This is a genomic window from Variovorax sp. KBW07, from assembly GCF_003852515.1.
In the GTDB taxonomy this organism is placed as follows: Bacteria; Pseudomonadota; Gammaproteobacteria; order Burkholderiales; family Burkholderiaceae_C; genus Variovorax.
Genome location: NZ_QAJK01000212.1, coordinates 1 through 21119 on the forward strand (window position 1 = coordinate 1; position 21119 = coordinate 21119).

The 21119-nt window shown below is 67.2% G+C and carries 16 protein-coding genes; 11 read left to right on the forward strand and 5 right to left on the reverse strand.

All coding sequences use genetic code 11. The features are described from left to right. Nucleotides 1-43 precede the first annotated feature (43 nt). The 4 genes from DBV14_RS31670 to DBV14_RS31685 form a co-directional block, all read right to left on the reverse strand. Nucleotides 44-1645 carry a glucan biosynthesis protein gene (locus tag DBV14_RS31670; protein WP_124465728.1) on the reverse strand — a complete coding sequence of 534 codons (1602 nt, stop codon included), beginning with the start codon at nucleotides 1643-1645 and terminating at the stop codon, nucleotides 44-46. Between the two features lie 246 nt (nucleotides 1646-1891). Further along, nucleotides 1892-2761: a class I SAM-dependent methyltransferase gene (locus tag DBV14_RS31675; RefSeq protein ID WP_124465731.1), complete on the reverse strand. Its 870-nt coding sequence runs from the start codon at nucleotides 2759-2761 to the stop codon at nucleotides 1892-1894. 89 nt (nucleotides 2762-2850) lie between these two features. Then, on the reverse strand, nucleotides 2851-3756 hold the full coding sequence (locus tag DBV14_RS31680) for a nitroreductase (RefSeq protein WP_124465734.1): 906 nt from the start codon (nucleotides 3754-3756) through the stop codon (nucleotides 2851-2853). Between the two features lie 128 nt (nucleotides 3757-3884). Then, nucleotides 3885-5783 carry a sigma-54-dependent Fis family transcriptional regulator gene (locus DBV14_RS31685; protein WP_124465738.1) on the reverse strand — a complete coding sequence of 633 codons (1899 nt, stop codon included), beginning with the start codon at nucleotides 5781-5783 and terminating at the stop codon, nucleotides 3885-3887. A gap of 237 nt (nucleotides 5784-6020) precedes the next feature. On the opposite strand from DBV14_RS31685, the gene adh reads away from it, so the two are divergent. The 4 genes from adh to DBV14_RS31705 all read left to right on the forward strand — a co-directional run bounded on the left by adh (nucleotide 6021) and on the right by DBV14_RS31705 (nucleotide 9720). Next, a complete protein-coding gene (gene adh / locus DBV14_RS31690; RefSeq protein ID WP_124465740.1) occupies nucleotides 6021-7541 on the forward strand; it encodes an aldehyde dehydrogenase in 1521 nt (506 codons plus the stop codon). An 88-nt stretch (nucleotides 7542-7629) separates the two neighbouring features. After that, nucleotides 7630-8010, forward strand: coding sequence for a DUF779 domain-containing protein (locus tag DBV14_RS31695; RefSeq protein WP_124465743.1), 381 nt, complete (start codon nucleotides 7630-7632; stop codon nucleotides 8008-8010). Nucleotides 8011-8135: 125 nt separating this feature from the next. After that, nucleotides 8136-9446 carry a DUF2325 domain-containing protein gene (locus DBV14_RS31700; protein WP_124465746.1) on the forward strand — a complete coding sequence of 437 codons (1311 nt, stop codon included), beginning with the start codon at nucleotides 8136-8138 and terminating at the stop codon, nucleotides 9444-9446. A gap of 64 nt (nucleotides 9447-9510) precedes the next feature. Then, a complete protein-coding gene (locus tag DBV14_RS31705) occupies nucleotides 9511-9720 on the forward strand; it encodes a molybdopterin-binding protein (RefSeq protein WP_124465750.1) in 210 nt (69 codons plus the stop codon). Between the two features lie 21 nt (nucleotides 9721-9741). On the opposite strand, the gene DBV14_RS31710 is transcribed toward DBV14_RS31705, so the two are convergent. Beyond that, nucleotides 9742-10659 carry a LysR substrate-binding domain-containing protein gene (locus DBV14_RS31710; protein WP_124465753.1) on the reverse strand — a complete coding sequence of 306 codons (918 nt, stop codon included), beginning with the start codon at nucleotides 10657-10659 and terminating at the stop codon, nucleotides 9742-9744. 139 nt (nucleotides 10660-10798) lie between these two features. Between DBV14_RS31710 and DBV14_RS31715 the strand changes: the two genes are divergently transcribed. Genes DBV14_RS31715 through DBV14_RS31745 form a run of 7 tightly spaced genes read left to right on the forward strand, consistent with a single transcriptional unit; the run spans nucleotide 10799 to nucleotide 21034 of the window. Continuing rightward, a complete protein-coding gene (locus tag DBV14_RS31715; protein WP_124465756.1) occupies nucleotides 10799-11215 on the forward strand; it encodes a YjfI family protein in 417 nt (138 codons plus the stop codon). A 15-nt stretch (nucleotides 11216-11230) separates the two neighbouring features. Next, nucleotides 11231-11944 carry a PspA/IM30 family protein gene (locus tag DBV14_RS31720; protein ID WP_124465759.1) on the forward strand — a complete coding sequence of 238 codons (714 nt, stop codon included), beginning with the start codon at nucleotides 11231-11233 and terminating at the stop codon, nucleotides 11942-11944. A gap of 2 nt (nucleotides 11945-11946) precedes the next feature. Then, nucleotides 11947-12300: a hypothetical protein gene (locus DBV14_RS31725; RefSeq protein ID WP_260397301.1), complete on the forward strand. Its 354-nt coding sequence runs from the start codon at nucleotides 11947-11949 to the stop codon at nucleotides 12298-12300. Between the two features lie 34 nt (nucleotides 12301-12334). Then, complete coding sequence (locus DBV14_RS31730) at nucleotides 12335-12988, forward strand: ubiquinone biosynthesis protein (protein WP_124465765.1); 654 nt, start codon at nucleotides 12335-12337, stop codon at nucleotides 12986-12988. A 56-nt stretch (nucleotides 12989-13044) separates the two neighbouring features. Next, the gene (locus tag DBV14_RS31735; protein WP_124465768.1) at nucleotides 13045-15213 is read left to right on the forward strand and encodes a hypothetical protein; all 2169 of its coding nucleotides are present in this window, start codon (nucleotides 13045-13047) and stop codon (nucleotides 15211-15213) included. 13 nt (nucleotides 15214-15226) lie between these two features. Continuing rightward, nucleotides 15227-15772: a zf-TFIIB domain-containing protein gene (locus tag DBV14_RS31740; RefSeq protein ID WP_124465771.1), complete on the forward strand. Its 546-nt coding sequence runs from the start codon at nucleotides 15227-15229 to the stop codon at nucleotides 15770-15772. A 12-nt stretch (nucleotides 15773-15784) separates the two neighbouring features. Next, the gene (locus DBV14_RS31745) at nucleotides 15785-21034 is read left to right on the forward strand and encodes a DNA repair ATPase (RefSeq protein ID WP_124465774.1); all 5250 of its coding nucleotides are present in this window, start codon (nucleotides 15785-15787) and stop codon (nucleotides 21032-21034) included. The last annotated feature ends 85 nt before the right edge of the window (nucleotides 21035-21119 follow it).

Here is a 21119-nt window from a genome sequence, read left to right on the forward strand (position 1 = left end):
CTGTGCACGCACAAAGAATGCGCGCGCACCCGAACCCGGCAATTCAAACCGACGGCTGGTACTGGTAAAGCCAGGTCTCAGTCAACGTCTGGTCCCCGTTCTTCAGGTACAGCCGCATGTCGATCGGCTCATTGCCTTCAGGCGTGAAGTCGAACTGCGCGCGCCAGTGGCCGGGCACGCCGTTGGGCACGGCCTCGGCAAAGATGTACGAGAACTTGCCGCGCGGGGCCGTCAGCATCACCTCGGGCTTCACGCCGAAGGGGATCGTTGCCAGCGGCTGGCCGATGAACTCGACCATGAACTTGCGCACGCCCTGCGGACGCGGCTGGCCCGGCTGGCCGCCGCGGCCGATGCGCGTCGCCACGCAGCGTGCCAGCGGCGACGGAAAGGGCTCCTGGTCGGTCCAGTGCAGGCGGTATTGCAGGCTGTAGCTCGCGCCCGCCTTGGCGTCCGCCTTGGGCACCCAGAAGGCGACCACGTTGTCGTGGATCTCGTCGTCGGTGGGAATCTCGATCAGCTGCACCGAGCCTTCGCCCCAGTCGCCCATCGGTTCGATCCACAGGCTCGGGCGCTTCTCGTAGTTCACGCCGTCCTGGTAGTGGTCGAACGCACGGTCGCGCTGCAGCAGGCCGAAGCCGCGCGGCCTGGTGTCGGCGAAGGCCGAGGCGCGGGTCTGCGTCGGGTTGTTGAGCGGGCGCCAGATGCGCTCGCCCGCGCCGTTCCAGATGGCCAGGCCGTCGGAGTCGTGCACCTCGGGGCGCCAGTCGATGGCGGTGGGCTTGATGGTCTCGGAGTACCAGTACATCGAGGTCAGCGGCACCAGCCCCAGGCGGGCCACGTCGCGGCGCAGGAACAGGCGCGAGTCGATGTCCATGATGACGGCCTTGCCGCGCTGCATCACGAACTTGAAGACGCCCGTGATGCTCGGCCCTTCGAGCAGCGCATAGACCGTCATCGAGGTGGTGTTGCCCGGTGCCGGCGTCTCGAAATAGAAGCGCGTGAAGTTGGGAAACTCTTCCGCCTTTTCGGGCACAGCCACGTCGAGCGCAATGCCGCGCGCCGACAAGCCGTACTGGTACAGCTCGCCGATGGCGCGGAAGTACGAGGCCCCCAGAAACGCGACCCAGTCGTTCTTCTGCCAGTCGAGCTTGCTCTGGTCGCCGAGCCGGCTTTCCTGCAGGCGGAAGCCCGCGAAGCCCGCGCCGGGCGGCAGCGCGCGCGCCGGGCTGTCGGGCGGCATCGAGAAGTAGTCGGGGCTGTAGAGCACTTCGCGCGCAAAGGCGTCGCCGTCGGCGTTCTCGAGCACGTGCATGCGCACCGGTGTCTGGAAGAAGCGGCCCAGGTGGAAGAAGGTAACGGGAAAGGCGCCGGGGCCTTCGCGGAACAGCGCGTTGGCAGGGTCGAACTTGATCTTGCCGTGCGCGTCGTAGTCGATGCGTTCCAGCACGTCGGGGGCGAGCGGCGCGGCGGCCACGTAGGGCTGGGCGGCCAGGCGCCTGGCCTGCGCGACGAGGTTGTCGAACGAGAAGGGCGAGGGCTGGCTCAGTTGCAGGCCGTTGGCGGCCAGCGCTTCGGTGGGCAGTCCGAGGGCGGCGAGCGCGGCGGCGGCACTGCCGGCGGCAAGGAAGGATCGGCGATCAAGCATGTGGTTCTTGAGGGTTGCGAGTCTTTGGGGAACACGGGAACAGAAAGGCGACGCGGACACGCCGCCTCTGCTGGGGCCGGCATGCCATCGGAAAAATCATCCTAAAGCAGCCAAGGCAGCCAAACATGCACCGGATTTTCCGCGACGGGGAACAGCGCACAGCTTGACGGGGCCGCAGGCCGCGCCGCGTCAGCCATTCCGCGCATTCCGGGCCGGACAAAGCCGGTGATCCGCAAAATTGTGCGTTTATGTATCGGCCGCCTTGGCCGGCCTGGACGCCTTGTCCACATCGGCCACGCCCAGCGCATAGACCGCATAGATCGGCACCCCGAGCAGCAGCAACACCACGGGCGCGAACAGCTTGTAGGGCAGGCCCATGTCTTCCATCACCCGGTGGGTGGCGTCCAGGCGCAGGCGCGGGTGCGACTGGGTGAGGTCGGAAAAGCGGCGCAATCCCCAATGAAACTCCGCGCCGGTGGTGCGCACCGAGGGATGCTGCTTCGCGCGCCCCACGGCCAGCCAGCACATGGCGTCGAAGGCCAGCACCGAGCCCGCGGGCGCGCGCTCGCCGAAGGTGGCAAACACCGCCTGCACCTGTTCGGGCTTCAGGTACATCAGCACGCCTTCGGTGAACAGGAAGACCGGCTGGGCGTTGCGCTTGCGCGGCAACGACAGCTGCTCCCACCAGTCGGGCGAGGTCAGGTCGAGTTCGCGCACGTCGTGGCGCGAATTGGTTTCGGGAATGAGCGCGCGGCGCAGTTCAAGCACTTCGGGCAGGTCGGCATCGGTCATGCGCGACTTGCCGTCGTCCAGCCACTGGAAGTAATGGCTCAGGCCGCAGCCCAGGTTGACCACGCGGGCGCCGGGATGCTGCTTCAAAAAGTCCTGCGCCATGCCGCGAAAGCGCCGCGTGCGCGCCAGGATGCCGTAGATGGTGGCCCGGTCTTCCGGCAGCGCCTGCCCGTCGTCGCGGATCTGCTCCAGGATGCCGGCGGCGTAGGCATCGCGCACGGCGACCTGCGGAAACATTGCGTCGCCCGATGCGCGCGCGGCCAGGGGAATGCGCAGGGTGGAGGGAACGGCCGACAGGCCGCGGGCGGGTTTTCGGGTGGTCATGAATGCGCAAGCTGTGCCATGCCAAAGTCTGGCGGCTCCCACATCAATGGGCAAGTCAGTCTTTCGTTCTGACCGCCGTACGCCCCGCGTCAGGTCTTGCCGCCGGCGATGTCCAGGTTCATGGCGGTGGCCGCCCGTGGCTTCGGCGTGCCGGGTGCGGCGGCGGGCGGTGTCCAGGCGGACCACACCTGGCCGGGCAACACGTGGCTGTGGCGTGCCGGTGGCGCCTCGGCCACGCTGCCCAGGCTCACGAAGCCCGCGAGGAACTCTTCGGGACCGATGCCCAGCTCCGCACTCAGCACCGGATCGAAACAGCGTTCGCCGCTGAGCACGATGGCGCCGTAGCCGAGCTGGTGCGCGGCATTCAGCAGGTTGCCCAGCGCCGCGCCGGCGGACAGCCACTGCTCGCGCGCCGGCACCCGGCTGCGGGCACGCGGCACGACGACGAAAGCCAGCAGCACGGGTGGCCGGGTGGCGTGTTCGCGTGCGCGGCGCAGGTCGGTGGACGAGGCGAGCGGATCGCGGCGGCGTTTTTCTTCCTCGAAGCGGTCGGCGAGCGCGGCACGCTGGCCCTCGCGAAACTCCAGCACGCGCCAGGGATGCAGCCCGCCGTGGTCGGGCGCGCGCAACGCGGCCTGCAGGATCAGGTCGATGTGCTCGGCCCCCGGCCCCGGTGCGCGCAGGCGCTTGGGAGAGACCGAGCGGCGCTCCAGCAACGGGGCGATGGCATCGTCTTTTCGCGTGGCTTGCAGCTCGTGGCGCAAGGCCTCGGTGTCGTGCAGGAAGGCGCGGGCCCAGGCCAGCACCTGTTCGCCTTGCGGCGTGAAGCCCTCGAAGCGAGCGCCAGGCTTGACCAGTGGATGGCCGTACTCCTGCTCCAGCGCGTGGATTGCCTGCGTCAGTTCGAGCGGGGAGACCTCGCTCGCCTGCGCGGCGCGGCCGAGGTGTTGCGCCTGGCCGAGTGCGACGAGGCAGCGGAGTTGACTGGTGACCATGGCGTGCGTGCGTGCGGTTCTGCTGGAAGGGCCGGAAGCGACAGAAGTGCCGGCCGTGCTTCGCTGTATTTTATGAGGCATAGCGAGCGCCGTTGGACGCATGCGGAGAGCCCCCGTTCCAACCGCTGTCAGTGCGTGCCCGATGTGCCGCGTTGCCGCGCCAGGTGGCGATAGACCGTGCTGCGGTGAACCCCCAGCTGGCGCGCCGCCCTGGCCACGTCGTGGTCGCAGGCCTTCAACGCTTCGTCGATCGCGTGGCGTGTGATGGCCACCAGCGGTTCGGCCGCGTGCGGCGCCGTCCGAAGGTCCGCGTCGGGCGCGGCATGCGACGGCAGCGCGGGCGCGCCGCGCAGATGTGCCGGCAGCATGGCGGCCGCCACCGAATCGCCGGTGTCTGCCAGCGCGACGACGGCGCGCAGCGTGCTGCGCAGCTCGCGCACGTTGCCCGGCCATCGGTACGACGCCAGCGCCTGCAGCGCATCGTCTTCCAGCCGCAGGTGCCTGGCCGCGCCGCCCGATTCGAGGAACAGCCGTGCGATCAGCGCGTGCCGGTCCCGGCGCTGGTGCAGCGAGGGCAGGGCGACGCTGAAGCCCGCCACCCGGTACATCAGGTCGGCGCGAAAGCGCCCGGCCTCCACCAGCGCGGGCAGGTTGCCATGCGTGGCGCAGACGAGGTCGAAATCGACCGCCACGCCCTGGCCGCCACCCAGCGGCGTGACCACGCGCTCTTCCAAAACGCGCAGCAGGCGGGTCTGCAGCGCCAGCGGTATCTCTGCGATTTCATCGAGGAACAGCACGCCGCCATGGGCTTCGCGGATGCGGCCCACCATGCCCTTGCGCCGCGCGCCGGTGAAGGCGCCTTCGTCGTAGCCGAACAGCTCGGACTCGATCAGCGTCTCGGGCAGCGAGGCGCAGTCGACCGCCACGAACGGGCCCGCGCCACGGCGGCTCGCGGCGTGCAGGCGGCGCGAAAACACTTCCTTGCCGCTGCCGGTTTCCCCGTTCACCAGCACCGAGACACCTTCGTTCAGCACCCGCACGGCTTGCGCCAGCAGCGGCAACACATCGTCGGCGTCGGTGGTGGCGGTCGCGTTTTCTGGCACGTGCGTACGCCTGTTGGCGCTGCGCGCACTGCCCGGCGTGGTGGTGCGCTCCATCACCGTGGCAATCTGGCGCCCGCCCGGCAGCGTGAGCAGGCTGCGCCGGTGTTCCATGCGTGGCCAGTTCCTGCCCAGGAAAATCTGCGCATCGAGGTCGAGCAGGCTCTCCCACGAATGGTCGAACAGTTCGAGTGCAACGCGGTTGGCCGCGACGATGCGCCCGCCCTCGATCACCATGAGCCCCTCGCGCGCGGTGCCGATCAGCGCGGGCCGCGCATGGAAGCGCAGCACGTGGCCGGCGGCCTCGGCCAGCATCATCCGGTGCTCGACCTGCTGCGCGGCCATGCGCACCAGGCCCAGCGCATGGTGGTTCACGCGCGCGGTTTCGCCCGAGATGTCGAGCGCGCCGGCCAGTTCGCCGCGGCCGGTGAAGATGGGCGCCGCCGCGCAGCCCAGCGCGCCGTTCTGCGCCAGGTAGTGTTCGCCGCCCAGCACCATCAACGCCTCGCGCTCCACCAGCGCAGTGCCGATGGCGTTGGTGCCCCGGTGGCTCTCGGACCACGCCACGCCCGGCTGCAGCGCCACGCGCTGGGCCTTGGGAAGAAAGTCGGGGCTGCCGATCTCCTCGAGGATCAGTCCACTGGCGTCCGACAGGACCACGACACAGCCATTGCCCACGGCATGCTCGGCCAGGCCGTCGAGTTCAGGTTGCGCGCAGTTCAGCAGCCGCATGGCCTGTTCGCGCCGCTCGCTCAGCAGCGCCATCGCCATCGGCTCGGGGTCGATGTATTGCGGATCGACCGGGCGGCTGCGTTGCCACGAGCGCGAGATGTGCGGCGCGATCCACGGCGCAGGGTCGCGGCCCTGCTCGAAGAACAGTTCACGGGCCTGTTCGACCCTGACCGATGGCCACTGCGCCTCACTCATGCGTGTCTCCGGTTGGTTCCCGTTTCGCGTCGGTTCGCCTTGTGCGACATCGTAGTCGCTGTGTTCGCACATGCATGTCGCAGATTGCGAATGGAAACCCTCTGCGACAGGGTGTTGCGCGTGGAAAGTACTCAGGGAATGTCCCGAGCCCGGCGGGTACGTGCCTTGCGGTGGTCCGTACGGGGCGCCGCACGTCGCGGCGCCACCACCCTGAAACCCAGCAAATGGAGACAACTCATGGACATGCTTGAACCGGGCAAATTCGGTACTGCGGTGCCTTTCAAGAAGCGCTACGGCAATTTCATCGGCGGCGAATGGGTCGCGCCGGCGGACAACCAGTACTTCGAGAACATCACGCCCGTCACCGGCAAGGTCTTCTGCGAGGTGCCGCGCTCGACCGCTGCCGACATCGACCGCGCACTCGATGCCGCGCACAAGGCCAAGGGCGCCTGGGGCCGCAGCTCGACCACCGAGCGTGCCAACATCCTGAACAGGATCGCCGACCGCATCCAGGAAAACCTGCCCATGCTGGCCGCCGCCGAAACCTGGGACAACGGCAAGCCGCTGCGCGAAACCATGGCGGCCGACCTGCCGCTGGCGGTCGACCACTTCCGTTACTTCGCCTCGTGCATCCGCGCGCAGGAAGGCGGCATCAGCGAGATCGACCACGAAACCTTCGCGTACCACTTCCATGAGCCCATCGGCGTGGTTGGCCAGATCATTCCGTGGAACTTCCCGATCCTGATGGCGGTTTGGAAGCTGGCGCCCGCGCTCGCGGCCGGCAACTGCGTGGTGCTGAAGCCGGCGGAACAGACGCCGGTGTCGATCCTGGTGCTGATGGAGCTCATTGCCGACCTGCTGCCGCCCGGCGTGCTGAACGTGGTCAACGGTTTCGGCGTGGAGGCGGGCAAGCCGCTGGCATCGAGCAACCGCATCGGCAAGATCGCCTTCACGGGCGAAACCACCACCGGCCGGCTGATCTCGCAGTACGCGAGCCAGAACCTGATTCCGGTCACGCTGGAGCTGGGCGGCAAGTCGCCCAACATCTTCTTTGCCGACGTGATGGACAAGGACGACAGCTTCTTCGACAAGGCGCTCGAAGGCTTCGCGATGTTCGCGCTGAACCAGGGCGAGGTCTGCACCTGCCCGAGCCGCGCGCTGATCCAGGAGTCGATCTACGACCGCTTCATGGAGCGCGCACTGAAGCGCGTGGCCGCCATCAAGCAGGGCAGCCCGCTGGCGATGGACACCATGATCGGCGCGCAGGCATCGAGCGAGCAGCTCGAAAAAATCCTCTCGTACCTCGACATCGGCCGGCAGGAAGGCGCGCAGGTGCTCATCGGCGGCCAGCGCGCCAAGCTCGAAGGCGATCTGGCCGACGGCTACTACGTGCAGCCGACCGTGTTCAAGGGCCACAACAAGATGCGCATCTTCCAGGAAGAGATCTTCGGACCGGTCGTGTCGGTCACCACCTTCAAGGACGAAGAAGAGGCGCTTGCCATTGCCAACGACACGCTCTACGGCCTGGGCGCCGGTGTCTGGAGCCGCGACATGAACCGCGCCTTCCGCATGGGCCGCGGCATCCAGGCGGGGCGCGTGTGGACCAACTGCTACCACCACTACCCGGCGCATGCGGCCTTCGGTGGCTACAAGCAGTCGGGCATCGGGCGCGAGAACCACAAGATGATGCTCGACCACTACCAGCAGACCAAGAACCTGCTGGTGAGCTACAGCGAGAACAAGCTGGGCTTCTTCTGATCGCGGCAGGCATGGCCGCCCCGCACGCGCTTCCTGTCGGGGCCGTGCGGGGCTTTCCTGCATCCAAAGAAAAAGAAAGAAGGCCTTCATGACGACACAAGAAGTCCTGCGCGTGACCGCGACCGACGCGGCCCTGGCGCTCATCGACAAGCTGGCCGCCAAGCACGGCCCGCTGATGTTCCACCAGTCGGGCGGCTGCTGCGATGGCAGTGCGCCCATGTGCTACGCACGCAACGAGTTCATCGTGGGCGACTACGACCGGCTGCTGGGCCACATCGGCGGCACGCCGTTCTACATCAGCGGGCCGCAGTTCGAGTATTGGCAACACACGCAGCTGATCATCGACGTGGTGCCGGGGCGGGGCGGCATGTTCTCGCTGGAGGGGCCGGAGGGCTTGCGTTTCCTGACGCGCTCGCGCCTGTTCACGGACGAGGAATGGGCCGTGCTCGAAGCGGAAGAAGCCAGATAAAAGACCGGAAGGCCGCCTCGGCCGGGTAACAGCCGGGGCGCCCACTTGGCATTCGCTATGTTGCGCCGTATATTGCGTGGCGCATGCTTCATCCGCCCTTCAAACTTCTTTCTTCGGCCCGACCCGTGGACGCGGCGAGTGGCCGGCCCGCGCTTTTCAATGCCGCCGGCTGTTGCGAGCCGGCCGAAGACTGCAAGGACAGTGAAGACGGCGCACCGGCCGGACGTGTACGGCTCGCCGATCTCGATACGAATTTCTATTGCTCCGTCATAGGCACCTGCCTGACGACCGCCGAGCTTCGCAAGCTCGTCGCGCGCTTTTGCGACGTGGCGGGCGCCAGCGACCTGGAGGTGCACCACGAGGCCGTGCGGCTTGCAACGCAGGACACGGCAGTCACCAGGGCACTGCAGAAGGCGCTGGACCATCGCCATGCACCGGTCATCCAGCGGTTGTCGAAAATGCACGATGCCGCCGCGCTCGCCGCCAGCTGGGAAGAGGCGCTGCGGCAGGGCGAAATCCCGGGCGCCTACTGGGCCGCGCTGATGCACCGCAAGGCCACGCCCGAACTGCGGCAGCGGGCTTTCGGCGACGTGCACATGCTGTCGCACCTCGTGGGCGCGGCCAACAGGGCGGACATCCGCCGGCTGGTGGCGCTGGAACACGACAACGCCGAATTGCGCGAGCGGCTCGACCGGCATCTCATTCGCTCGCAGGAACTGATGGAAGAACGCGACAAGACCATCGCCAGCCAGAAGCAGGCGCTGATCGAAGCGGAAGCAGGCAACGCGCGCGGCGCGATGCTGGTGCCGGATGCCACCGACCTGGCCCATGCGATGCGGGCGCGCGCGGAAGAGAGCGAGCGCGCCGCCGCGCTCATCGCCGTGCAGACCGGCCGGCGCGAACGCGCCGAGCAGGCCGCCGTGGCGGCGGTGGCCGAAGCGAACCGGCTCGAGGAAGAGCTCGAACACCTGCGCGCGCATGCCATCGCGCTGGGGCGCGAACTGGCCGCCGCCGAGGCGCAGCTGAAGCTCAACGCCAGCGAGGCCGTCCCAGGTGCCGAGACCGATCTCGACCGGCAACTGCAGGGCCGGCGCATCCTCTACGTTGGCGGGCGGCCCAGTTCGATGCCTGCCATCCGCGACCTCGTGCAGCGCCATGGCGGCGAGTTCCGGCGCCATGGCGGCGGCCTCGAAGACCGGGCCGGCCTGCTGGCGTCCGCCGTCTCGTGGGCCGAGGTGGTGGCCTTTCCGGTCGATTGCATCGACCACGAGTCGGTCGACAACCTCAAGCGCATCTGCATGCGCCAGCAGGTGCGCTACGTGCCCTTGCGCAGCGCCGGCATCGGGTGTTTTGCCGCGGCGTTTTCGGGGCCGCCCACCGAGGCGGACGGCGCGGGTCCGCCGACTGGCCGATCGATCTGTCCGCGCCACGGTTGAGGGTTGAGAAGAGGCGGCCGATAGGCTAGGGTGCCGGGTTCAACAACCAACCCAGGAGCACTTCATGAAGATCAGCGCACGCAACGTCCTGTCCGGCAAGGTCATTTCCATTGTTCGCGGTCCGGTCACGACCGAGGTCACGCTGGAGATTGCCGCCGGCGTACAGATCGTCTCGACCATCACCAGCAGCTCGGCTGAATCACTCAAGCTGGCCGAGGGCGGCAAGGCTTATGCGGTGATCAAGGCTTCGAGCGTGATGGTGGGTACGGACTGACAACCGCACTGACGAAAGCCGCTAGTTCGATGACGCGAGCAGTTGCCGCACCAGCAACTGCGCCGCCGGCGAAAGCGCGCCACCCGTCTTCGTCGCCATCAGCAACCGTCGCGTAGCCCATGCCTCCTTCAGCCGCACGACCTTCAGGTCGAGCGCAGCCACCTGCGCCTTGCAGGCCGCCAGCGGCACCACGCCGATGCTGAGGTTGGCCGCGATCATGTGGCACATCGCATCGAAGCTTCGCACCTGCACGCGCAGCCGCATCGGAATGCCGGCCTGCTCGGCGGCGCGCGAGGTCAGCTCCAGCAGCGAACTGCTGCGGTTCAGCCCGACGAATTCATGTGCCAGGCAGGTCTTGAAGTCGACCTGCCTTGCGCGTGTGCGCGCCAGCGGATGCTGCCTGGCGCAGAGCACCACGAGCTCGTCGGTCTGGAAGGGCGCGACGTCGAGGCCGTAGGCGGGCGTGTTCTCGGCGAACACGCCGACGTCGGCCAGGCCATCGACCAGCGCGCGCACGATGTCACCGCTCAGTTGCTCCTCGACCTCGACGCGAATGTCGGGGTGCTGGCCGAGAAAGGCCGCGAGCGTGGTGGGCAGGAACTCGGTCAGCGCCGACATGTTGGCCCACAGCCGGACGTGGCCGCGCACGCCGCTCGAGTAGTCGTTCAACTCGTTGCTGAACTGCTCGAACCCCTGGAACAAGCGCATTGCATGCTGCATGGCCACATGGCCGGCGGGCGTGAGCGCAATGCCTTGCGAACTGCGTTCGAGCAGCTTCGAACCCGTGGCCGCTTCGAAGTCGGACAAGCGCCGGCTCGCAGCCGACAGCGCAAGATGGCAGGCCTCGGCGCCCTTGGTGATGCTGCCGGACTGGGCCACGGCGCAGAAGAGGCGCAGCGTGACGAAATCGACGCGCGCAGGGTTGATGGGGCTGGCCATCGGCGGATTCTAGAGAGCGCGCCAGTGCCGAAAGTCATGGTCCCGGGAAAAGAAAGTTTTGACATGTTATGTCGGCACACCTATAGTGAACCCATCGAAGCCCGATCGCTTCCAACGGTACACAACCACAAGGAGAGGTATGCAATCACTGCTCGATCAACTCAAGGGCCTCGATGCGCTGGCCGGTGCCGCAATGGGTGGGCTGCCCGTGCAGCTGCAGCCCATTCCGGGCAGCACGCCCGTGGTCCAGGTGAGCATCGAGGGGCGCGACGAGCTGCCGATCTTCATTACCAGCTCGGACATGCAGATCATCTGCATCTGCTATCTCTGGACTGAAGAAGAAGTGAAGCCCGAGCGCCGCACCGAGCTGCTCGAATCGTTGCTCGATCTCAATCCGTCGGTGCCGCTCTCGTCCTTCGGCCGCGTCGATGGCCGCTACGTGCTCACGGGTGCGCTGGGGCGCGACGCAAGCGTCGAAGACATCGCACGCGAAGTGGCCGTGCTCAGCGACAACGCGCTCGATGCACTCGACGCCTTGTCCGAATTCCTGAACTAAGCGGAGATCATCATCATGACAGTCATCAAGAAGCTGGTCACCTTGCTGCGCGGCAGCGCGCGCGAGATCGGCGAGAGCGTGGTCGACAGCAACGCAACGCGCATCTACGAACAGGAAATCATCGACGCCAAGCACAGCATCGACAAGGCCAAGGGCGACCTCACCGGCGTGATGGCCAAGGAGATGCAATCGGCCCGCGAGATCGAGCGCCTGAAGAACGAAGTGGCGCGCTACGAAGGGCTCGCGCTCGAGGCGCTCAACAAGACGCAGGAAGGCCTGGCGCTCGACGTCGCGGCCAAGATCGGCACGCTCGAGCAAGAGCTCGAAGAGCAGGCCAAGGCGCACGCCTCGTATTCGCTGCAGGTGTCGCGGCTCAAGGAGCTCATCAAGTCGGCCGAGGCGCGCATCCGCGAGCACGAGCGCGAAATCGGCATCGCCAAGACCACCGAGAGCGTCTACCGCGCCACGCAGTCGATCTCCGAGAACATCGGCAGCGGCGGCTCGCGGCTGGCCAATGCGCGCGAGTCGCTGGAGCGCATCCGCGCGCGCCACGAAGACCTGGCCGACCGCATGACGGCGAGCCAGGCGCTCGAGAACGAGCTGGGCCACAGCGCGCTCGAAAAGAAGTTGGCCGCCGCCGGCATCGGCAACGACGCCGACCGCGCGGGCAAGGTCATGGAACGCATCCGGGCCCGCCAGGCCAAGCCGGGCGCCCCCGAGGCGCAATGACCATGCGGGTCAAGCCGGTTCGCTGGCAAGGCTCGGACGAAGCGATACGCGCGGTCCAGGTCGCGTTCGACGTGGAAGAGGCCGTGCTGGAGGCGGTGCGCACGGCTGCTTTCGAGCAGCACGTGTCCACCTCCGACCAGATCCGGCAGGTGCTGGGCCTTGCCACCACATCGAAGCCCAAGCGCCCGCGGCTCACGGTGTCGCTGAATGCGGCAGACTACGAGTTCCTGGCGGCGCGCTACGGGCTCGCACCCGACGACAGGCTGGCCATCAAGGAGAGGGCCACGCGCGACCTGATTGCATTTGCCAGCAGCAAGAAAAAAGGGTCCGGCACAGGGAAGCCGGGCCGCAAATAGAACAACGAACAACAACCCGCACGCGGGAGGATCAATGGGCGATTTCATGGGAGCGGTGACGGGTTACCCGACCGCGATCTACACGGTATTGCTGGGCGTCGTGGTGATCTACTGGGTGCTTGCGGTGCTCGGCATGGTCGACATCGAGCACAGCGGCCTCGACGTCGACCTGCACATGCACACGCATGCCGACGGCGACACCAGCGACGTCGGCCAGCTCGCCAGCTACGTGGTGGCTTTCGGCCTGAACGGCGTGCCGTTCTCGGTGGCCGTGAGCCTGCTGGTGCTGGTGTCGTGGACGGTCAGCTGCATGGGCGGCGAATGGCTGCTGCCCTTGGTGCCGACGGTGCTGCTCAAGGTGGTGGCCGGCACCGTGCTGCTGGTGGCCAGCGCCGTCATTGCCATTCCCGTCACCGCCGTGGCCATCCGCCCGCTGCGCGGCCTGTTCGTGAGCCACACGGCCGTGACCAATGCCGCGCTGGTCGGCCAGCTGTGCCGCGTCGTCACCGGCGTAGTGAACGAAAAAGACGGCCGTGCCGAAGTGGCGCGCCGCGGCGCCAGCCTGAACATCCGCGTGTGGGCCACCGTGCCCAACACGCTCAAGCGCGGCTCGCAGGCGCTGATCGTCGAATACGACGAGGTGGCCGGACGCTACCTGATCGCGGCACACGACGACAACGCCGTCTGACCGCGACGCACCCCGATCAACTGTTCTTTCGCTCTCAAAGCATCTCTGGAGAAAAAATGGAGCCCATCCTCTTTGCCGTCGTCATACTGGCCGTTGTCATCCTCGGCCTGTTCGCGATGTTCGCCAAGTTCTATCGCAAGATCGAGCAGGGCCATGCACTCATCGTGAACACGTTGCGCGCCGAGCCCGAGGTCACGTTCACCGGGCGGATGGTCTACCCCATCATCCACAAGGCCGAGCTGATGGACATCTCGGTCAAGACCATCGAGATCGACCGTTCGGGCAACGAGGGCCTCATCTGCCGCGACAACATCCGCGCGGACATCAAGGTGAAGTTCTTCGTGCGCGTCAACAAGACGGCCGACGACGTGCTGAAGGTGGCGCAGGGCATCGGCTGTGCGCGGGCCTCCAACCACGAGACGCTCGAAGAGCTGTTCTCGGCCAAGTTCTCCGAAGCGCTGAAGACGGTCGGCAAGTCGATGGAGTTCGTCGACCTCTACCAGGCGCGCGATGGCTTCCGCGACCAGATCATCAGCCAGATCGGCAACGATCTCTCGGGCTACGTGCTCGAAGACGCGGCCATCGACTTCCTGGAGCAGACCCCGCTGTCGGAGCTCGACGCCAACAACATCCTCGATGCGCAGGGCATCAAGAAGATCACCGAGCTGACGGCGGTCGAGCACGTGCGCACCAACGAGCTGCGCCGCAACGAGGAAATGCAGATCAAGAAGAAGAACGTCGAGACGCAGGAAGCGCTGCTCGAACTCGAGCGCCAGCAGGCCGACGCCACTTCGCGCCAGCACCGCGAAATTGCCAGCGTGCGCGCCCGCGAAGAAGCCGAAACCTCCAAGATCCAGTCCGAAGAGCGCACCAAGTCCGAAACCGCGCGCCTGCTCTCGGAGCAGACCGTGTCGGTGCAGCAGGAGAACGTGCAGCGCGAAAAGGAAGTGGCCGAGAACAACCGCAAGCGCGCGGTGGCCATCGAGGAAGAAAAGGTCACGCGTGCCCGCGACCTGGAAATTGTCGATCGCGAAAAAGAAGTCACGCTGCAGCGCATCGAGAAGGACAAGGCCGTCGAAGTGCAGAAGAAGGCCATTGCCGACGTGATCCGCGAGCGTATCGTGGTCGAGCGCACGGTGGCCGAGCAGGAAGAAGCCATCAAGGAACTGCGCGTGGTGGCCGAGGCCGAGCGCACCAAGAAGTCGGTCGTGATCATGGCCGAGGGCCAGGCCGAAGAAAAGATGGTGATCGACGTCAAGGCGGCCGAAACCCAGGAAAAGCGCGCGCGCCACAAGGCGGCCGAAGAACTGACGCTGGCCGATGCCAAGCTCAAGGTGGCCGAGCGCGACGCTGAATCGAAGAAGCGCGAAGCCGAAGGCGTGGAAGCCATTTCCGCCGCGCCGGGCCTTGCCGCCGCCAAGGTCGAGATTGCCACCGCGCAAGCCCGCCTTGCCAGCTTCGAGGCCGAAGCCTCGGGCAAGGAAAAGATGGGCCTTGCCGACGTGCACGTGCGCCAGGCCGATGCCGACGCCATCCTGAAGGCCGGCCAGGCCGATGCGCAAGTCATCGAAGCACGCTCCAACGCCGAGGCCGCGGGCATGCGCGCCAAGTACGAGGCCGAAGCCTCGGGCAAGGAAAAGCTTGGCCTTGCCGACGTCAACGTGCGCACGGCCGATGCCGAAGCCACGCTCAAGTCGGGCCAGGCTGACGCCCAGGTGATCGAAGCCCGCTTCAACGCCGAGGCCAAGGGCCTGCACGAGAAGTTCGAGGCCATGAAGTCGATGAGCCCCGAAACGCGCGACCACGAAGAGTTCCGCATGCGCCTGGAAAAGTCGCACATCGAGACCATGAAGGGCATCGACGCGCAAACCGCCATTGCCAAGGAACAGGCCGAGGTGCTGGGCACCGCGCTGTCCAACGCCAAGATCGACATCGTGGGCGGCTCGGGCGACTACTTCGACAGCTTCGTGCGCTCGCTCTCGGTGGGCAAGGGCATCGACGGCGTCATCTCCAAGAGCAATGCGGTGCAGGTTGCCTTCAAGGACCAGCTCTCGGGCGAGCGCGACGTGGTGAAGGACGTGCGCGACATCGTCGGCGCGCTCGGCAATTCGTCGGGCGAGATCCAGAACCTCAGCGTGGCCTCGCTGATGAGCAAGATCGCCAGCGACGGCAGCGAAAGCCAGAAGACCGCCCTGCAGAACCTGATCTCCACCTTCCGCAACTGAAGCGGGGCGCGCGATGAATCCGAACCTGAAGTGCAGTTGCGCCGCGCACACGGCGATGCAGCCGGTGGCCCTGGCCGAGGCCCTGCTTGCGGTGCAATGCGCCGACTGCGAGGGCATGGTGATGGCCATGGACGACTGGCGCGCCTGGAAGGCCGGCGACACGGCCCGCCTGCCGCACGCCGTCGACGACGAACTGATCGAGGTGTTCGACACCACGGCGGTGCGCCATTGCCCCGCCTGCGACCGGCTCATGCAGCGCCTGCGCGTCAGCGCCGGGCCCGACTTTCGCATCGACCGTTGCGTGGCCTGCCAGAACCTGTGGTTCGACCCGGGCGAGTGGCGTGCCATTGTCAGCCGCGGCCTGGCCGGCAGGCTCGACGAACTGCTGTCCGACGGGTGGCAGCGCCGCCTGCAGACCGAAGAAGTGCGCGAGGTGCGGCTGGCCGCGCTGCGCCGCCGCTACGGCAATGAATGCATCGACGAGCTGGACCGCATCCGCGCCTGGCTCGACACCCAGCCTCACCGCGACGAACTGCTCGCACTGCTGCGCGCGGACTGACCGCGCCGATCTATGCAACCAACGGAAGAAACGGGCGCGCCGGCCGGCGCCCAGGCCCCCACTGACCAAACCGAGGCCCTGGTGTCCGGCAGCGGCAGCTACGACCTGCTGAAGAAGCGGCTCGAAACCCAGGGCGAGGGCCTGCTGAAGAAAACGCAGGCGCTCAATGCACAGCGGCTGGCCGAGTTCGGCCGCTCCGACCAGGCCCTGATCTTGCGCACCCGTGCGCGCACCGAGAACAACGCCGTGGCACGCGACATCGTGCGCATCGGCGACCTGCTGCTGTTCGGCTACAACGTCTTCATCGGCCTGCGCAAGGAAACGGCCGTGGGCGACGTGTTCGGCCTGTACCGGCTGGCCACGCCGGGCGAGGCGGCCACCGAAAACGATGAGCTGCAGGCCGTGCCGCTGGCCGGCACCTTCCTTGAAGACACGCGCTTCGCCTCCGATTTCCGGGAGCTGTACGCCTACTACAAGCAGGCTACGCTGCTGCAGCTTCGCGTCACGCAGGACAAGCTGCTGGCGTCGTTCCAGATTGGCCAGCAGCTGCACGACGTGCGCGTGTTCCGCTGGGCCATAGAGCGCGACGGCGGCATCCACTACATCGACAACCGCGGCGAGCGCGACATCGCCTTGCCCGCGAGCCACGATTTCGAGTGGACCGTTGCCACCCGCGAAGACCATGTGGGCGGCAAGCACCCGCACGTGAACGTGCTCGACACCGTGTTCGTCGAAACGCTGGGCGGCGACCTCACCGTCAAGATCGAGAACAACACCGAAACCGGACTGGGCATCTACAGCGAGCCGGTGGAAGACAAGAGCCAGTCGCTCACCGACGCCGAGATTGCGTGGGCCAAGCTCGGCATGCTGATATTGCTGCGCGTGAAGCCCTATCGCGAGCAGGTCACGCGCTACCTGGTGTTCAACATCCGCACGCAGCAGGTCGAGCGCATCGACGCCATCGGCGGCTCCTGCGTGCAGCTGCCCGAAGACCACGGCATCATCTTCCCGGGCGGCTACTACCTGCAGTCGGGCGAGCACAAGCGCTTCGACCTGCCGGCCGAGATGGTCGAGAACCTGCGCTTCAAGCGCATGCTGCGTTCGCCCAACGGCGAAGACGTGGCGTACATCTTCTACGACCCGAAGCCGGGGCGCTATGCGCTGTTCAACTACAACCTGATCGACAAGAAGCTCGCCACGCCGATCATCGCCAACGGCTACGCGCGCTTTGCCGACGGCCGCATCCTGGTGTTCCACGACAACGAGGGCGAGCCGACGCGCGTGCACCCGATGCAGCTGTGGCAGACGCCTTTTGCCAGCGAAGAGCACGTGAGCGCGCAGCCGCCCGCCACCGGCTTCTTCGGCAAGATCGGCAATGCCGAGCTGGTGCGCGGCGTGTCCGACCTGATGGGCATTGCGCGTGCGGTGCGCGAGCAGGCGCCCACGCGCGCCGCCTACGAAGACCTGATCCGCCAGTGCACCCGCGTGAGCGACGCCTACTTCTGGCTTGACGCGCCCGAAGCCGCGGGCCTCATGGCCGAGCTGCGCAGCATTGCCGACGTGGCGCGCAGCACGCTGGCCGAGTTCGAAAAGGTCGACACCATCCGCCGCGAGACCGCGCGTGCGCTGCTGCGTGCCGAAGACGAACAGCACGCGCTGATGGTCGACATTGCCAGCACCATCTGGCGCGCCCCCGACGACTTCGTGAAGGCGCTGGGGCGCCTGCGCGAACGCCGCGGCGCGCTGCAGATGCTGAAGGAACTGCGCTACGCCGACCTGCCACGCATCGTGGCCATGGACGCCGCGCTCGAGACCGAGCAGCAACGCATCGGCGAGCGCGCGATGCAGTTCCTGGCGGCCGACACCGCATTCAACGGCCAGCGCCAGGCGCTGGACAAGCTGGCGCTCGAGCTGCCCAACCTGGCCACGTCGCCCGCGCTGGGCCAGATGCTCGCCACGCTCGACGAGCAGGCGGCCGGCCTCGACCTGCTGACCGAGCAACTGGGCAGCCTGCCGGGCGGCGACGCGGTCATCCGCACGTCCATTCTGGACCGCATCTCGCTGATCTATGCGGACATCAACCGCATGCGCGCCGATGCGCGCGCGCGGCGCAAGTCGCTGGGCGCCACCGAGGCGCGGGCCGAGTTCGGTGCGCAGTTCAAGCTGTTCAGCCAGGCGGTCGAAAACGCGCTGGAGTTTGCCGACACGCCCGAGAAGTGCGACGACGCGCTCACGCGCCTGCTGGCGCAGCTGGAAGAAATCGAAGGCCGCTTCGCCGAGCAGGAAGATTTCCTGGCCGACATCGCCGAGAAGCGCGAGACGGTGTACGAAGCGCTGTCGGCCCGGCGCCAGAGCCTGGTCGAAGGGCGGCAGCGCCGTGCGCAAGGCGTGGTCAACGCGGCCGGCCGCATTCTCGACGGCATTCCGCGCCGTGTGGCGCAGTTCGGCGAGCTGACGCAGGTTCACAGCTACTTCGCGGCCGACCCGATGATCGGCAAGCTGCACACGCTCATTGCCGACCTGCGCACGCTGGGCGCCGCCGTGCAGGCCGACGAGCTCGACACGCGCCTGAAGACCGCGCGCGACCAGGCCCTGCGCTCGGTGCGCGACAAGCGCGAACTGGTGAGCGAGGGCGGCGACACGCTGCGCCTGGGCCGCCACGCCTTCACCGTGCACCGCCAGCCCATCGACCTGACGCTGGTGGCACGCGACGAAGGCATGGCCTACCAGGTCACCGGCACCGACTACCTGAGCCCCGTCGACGAACCCCGGCTGCTGCCGCTGCAGCGCTACTGGAACCAGTCGCTGGTGTCGGAAACCGCCGAGCTGTCGCGCGCCGAATACCTGGCCGGCCGCCTGCTCGAAGCATTGCTCGACGGCAAGGCCGAACGCAACTGGGCCGAGGTGCTGACCTTGCTGGCCGAAGACCCGCTGCATCCGCAACTTCTGGAAATGGTGCGCCGCTTTGCCGCCGCGCGCTACCAGGAGGGCTACCAGAAGGGCATTCATGACGACGACGCGCTGCGCCTGCTGGCCGCGCTCGTCGGCATGCAGGACCAGGCCGGCCTGCTGGCCTGGGGGCCGACCGAACGCGCGCTGGCGTTGCTGTACTGGCAGCACGGCCACCTGATCGCGCACCGCGAATCGCTGTTGCGGCGCGCACGGGCCGCGATGCAGATGAACACCCTGTTCGGCCGGCGCGATGCGCTGGAACAACTCGAAGCCGACACCGCGCGCTCGCTGCACCATTTCGCGCGCGACGTGCTGCCCGACCTGTTGCCGCTCGCCGAGACGGCCGATGACGAAGAACGCGACGCGCACCAGGGCCGCGTGGCAACGCTGTGCGACCAGGCCGCGGCCTACCTCGTGCGCGAGCTCGCGGGTGCGCATGGCGGCGAAACCTGGGCCGTGTCGGGCGCGGGCGAAGACCTGGCCGCCGCGCTGCTGCGCGAGCTGGAGCGCGGTGGCCGCCGCGAGGCTTGGCAACACGACCTGGATGCGGCGCCGCCGGCGGAACGCTGGCGCCTGGCGCGCGACTGGGTGCGCGCCTTCGCAATTCACCAGGCACCGCAATCGATCGATTGGGTCGACGATGCCGCCAGCGTGCTGGCCATGCCGCTGCAACGCACCCGCGTCAACGTGGCGCTCGACCGCACGGTCGAGGGGCTGCGCGGCGAGCATGCGCGCGTGGCCGATGGCCGCATGACGTTGAACCTCAACGATTTCTGGCGCCGCTTTTTGTTCCACACCACACACGCGGTGCCGGGCTACGAAGCGCTGCACAGCCTGCGCCACGAGTTGCTCGAACGCGAGAAGACGCGGCTCAAGCTCGGCCAGTTCCAGGCCAGGCCGTTGTCGACCTTCGTGCGCAACCAGCTCATCGACGAGCTGTACCTGCCGATCATCGGCGACAACCTGGCCAAGCAGATCGGTTCGGCGGGCGAGGGCAGCCGCACCGATCGCATGGGCCTGCTGCTGCTGATTTCTCCGCCCGGCTATGGCAAGACGACGCTGATGGAGTACGTGGCCGACCGCCTGGGCCTGATCTTCGTGCGCATCAACTGCCCGGCGCTGGGCCATGGCGTGACCGCCATCGACCCGGCCAATGCGCCCAACAGCGCGGCGCGGCAGGAGCTGGAAAAGCTGAACCTCGGCCTGGCGATGGGCAGCAACGTGATGCTGTACCTGGACGACATCCAGCACACCAGCCCCGAGTTCCTGCAGAAGTTCATTGCGCTGGCCGACGGCACCCGCCGCATCGAGGGCGTGTGGAACGGCGAGCCGCGCAGCTACGACATGCGCGGCAAGCGCTTCGCCATCGTGATGGCGGGCAACCCGTACACCGAGTCGGGCGACGTGTTCAAGATCCCGGACATGCTGGCCAACCGCGCCGACATCTACAACCTGGGCGACGTGCTCTCGGGCCGCGAAGCCGCGTTCGGGCTCTCGTACATCGAGAACAGCCTGACCTCCAACCCGACGCTGATGCCGCTGGCCTCGCGCGATCCGAAGGACGTGCAGCTGCTGGTGAAGATGGCCCAGGGCCACGAGGTACCGAGCAGCGCGCTGTCGCATGCCTACAGCGCGGTGGAGCTGGAAGAAATCAAGGCGTTGCTGCAGCGGCTCTTCCGTGCGCGCGACCTGTTGCTGAAGGTCAACCTCGCGTACATCGAGTCGGCCGCGCAGCAGGAGGCCTACCGCACCGCCCCGCCGTTCAAGCTGCAGGGCAGCTACCGCAACATGACCAAGCTGGCGGGCAAGATCACCGCGCTGATGCGCGACGACGAGCTCGATGCGCTGCTGCGCGACCACTACCGCGGCGAAGCGCAGACGCTGACCACGGGCGCGGAGGAAAACCTGTTGCGGCTCGCGCAGTTGCTGGGCAGCCCGACGGCGGAAGAAAGCGCGCGCTGGAAGGCCATTTGCGAAGAGTTCGTGCGCCAGCGCAAGCTCGGCGGTGCCGACGTGGACGGCAGCCAGCGCATCGCCAGCAGCATGCTCGACGTGGCGCGCGCGGTCGACGCACTCAAGCCGGTGCCGCAGCCGGTAGCGGAAGGCCCGAGCGAGAGCCAGCGACTGGCCGATGCGATGCTTCAGATCGCAGTGACGTACCGCGAACTGATCCTGCCGTTGGTCACGGCCACCGAACGCCGGCTCGAACTCGACCGGACGATCAAGCAAGACATGGAACGCCTTGCCGCAGAGGTACAGGCGAGCCGGGCGGCTCCCAGGCGTGCGCCCAAGCCGGACAAGGAACACTAGGAATGACGCGTTGCTTTTCTGTTCGTTGCGTTGGGGTGTTTGTGCGCTGCCGTTCTTCAGGGCAGCGCCCACGCCGACGGCGTGC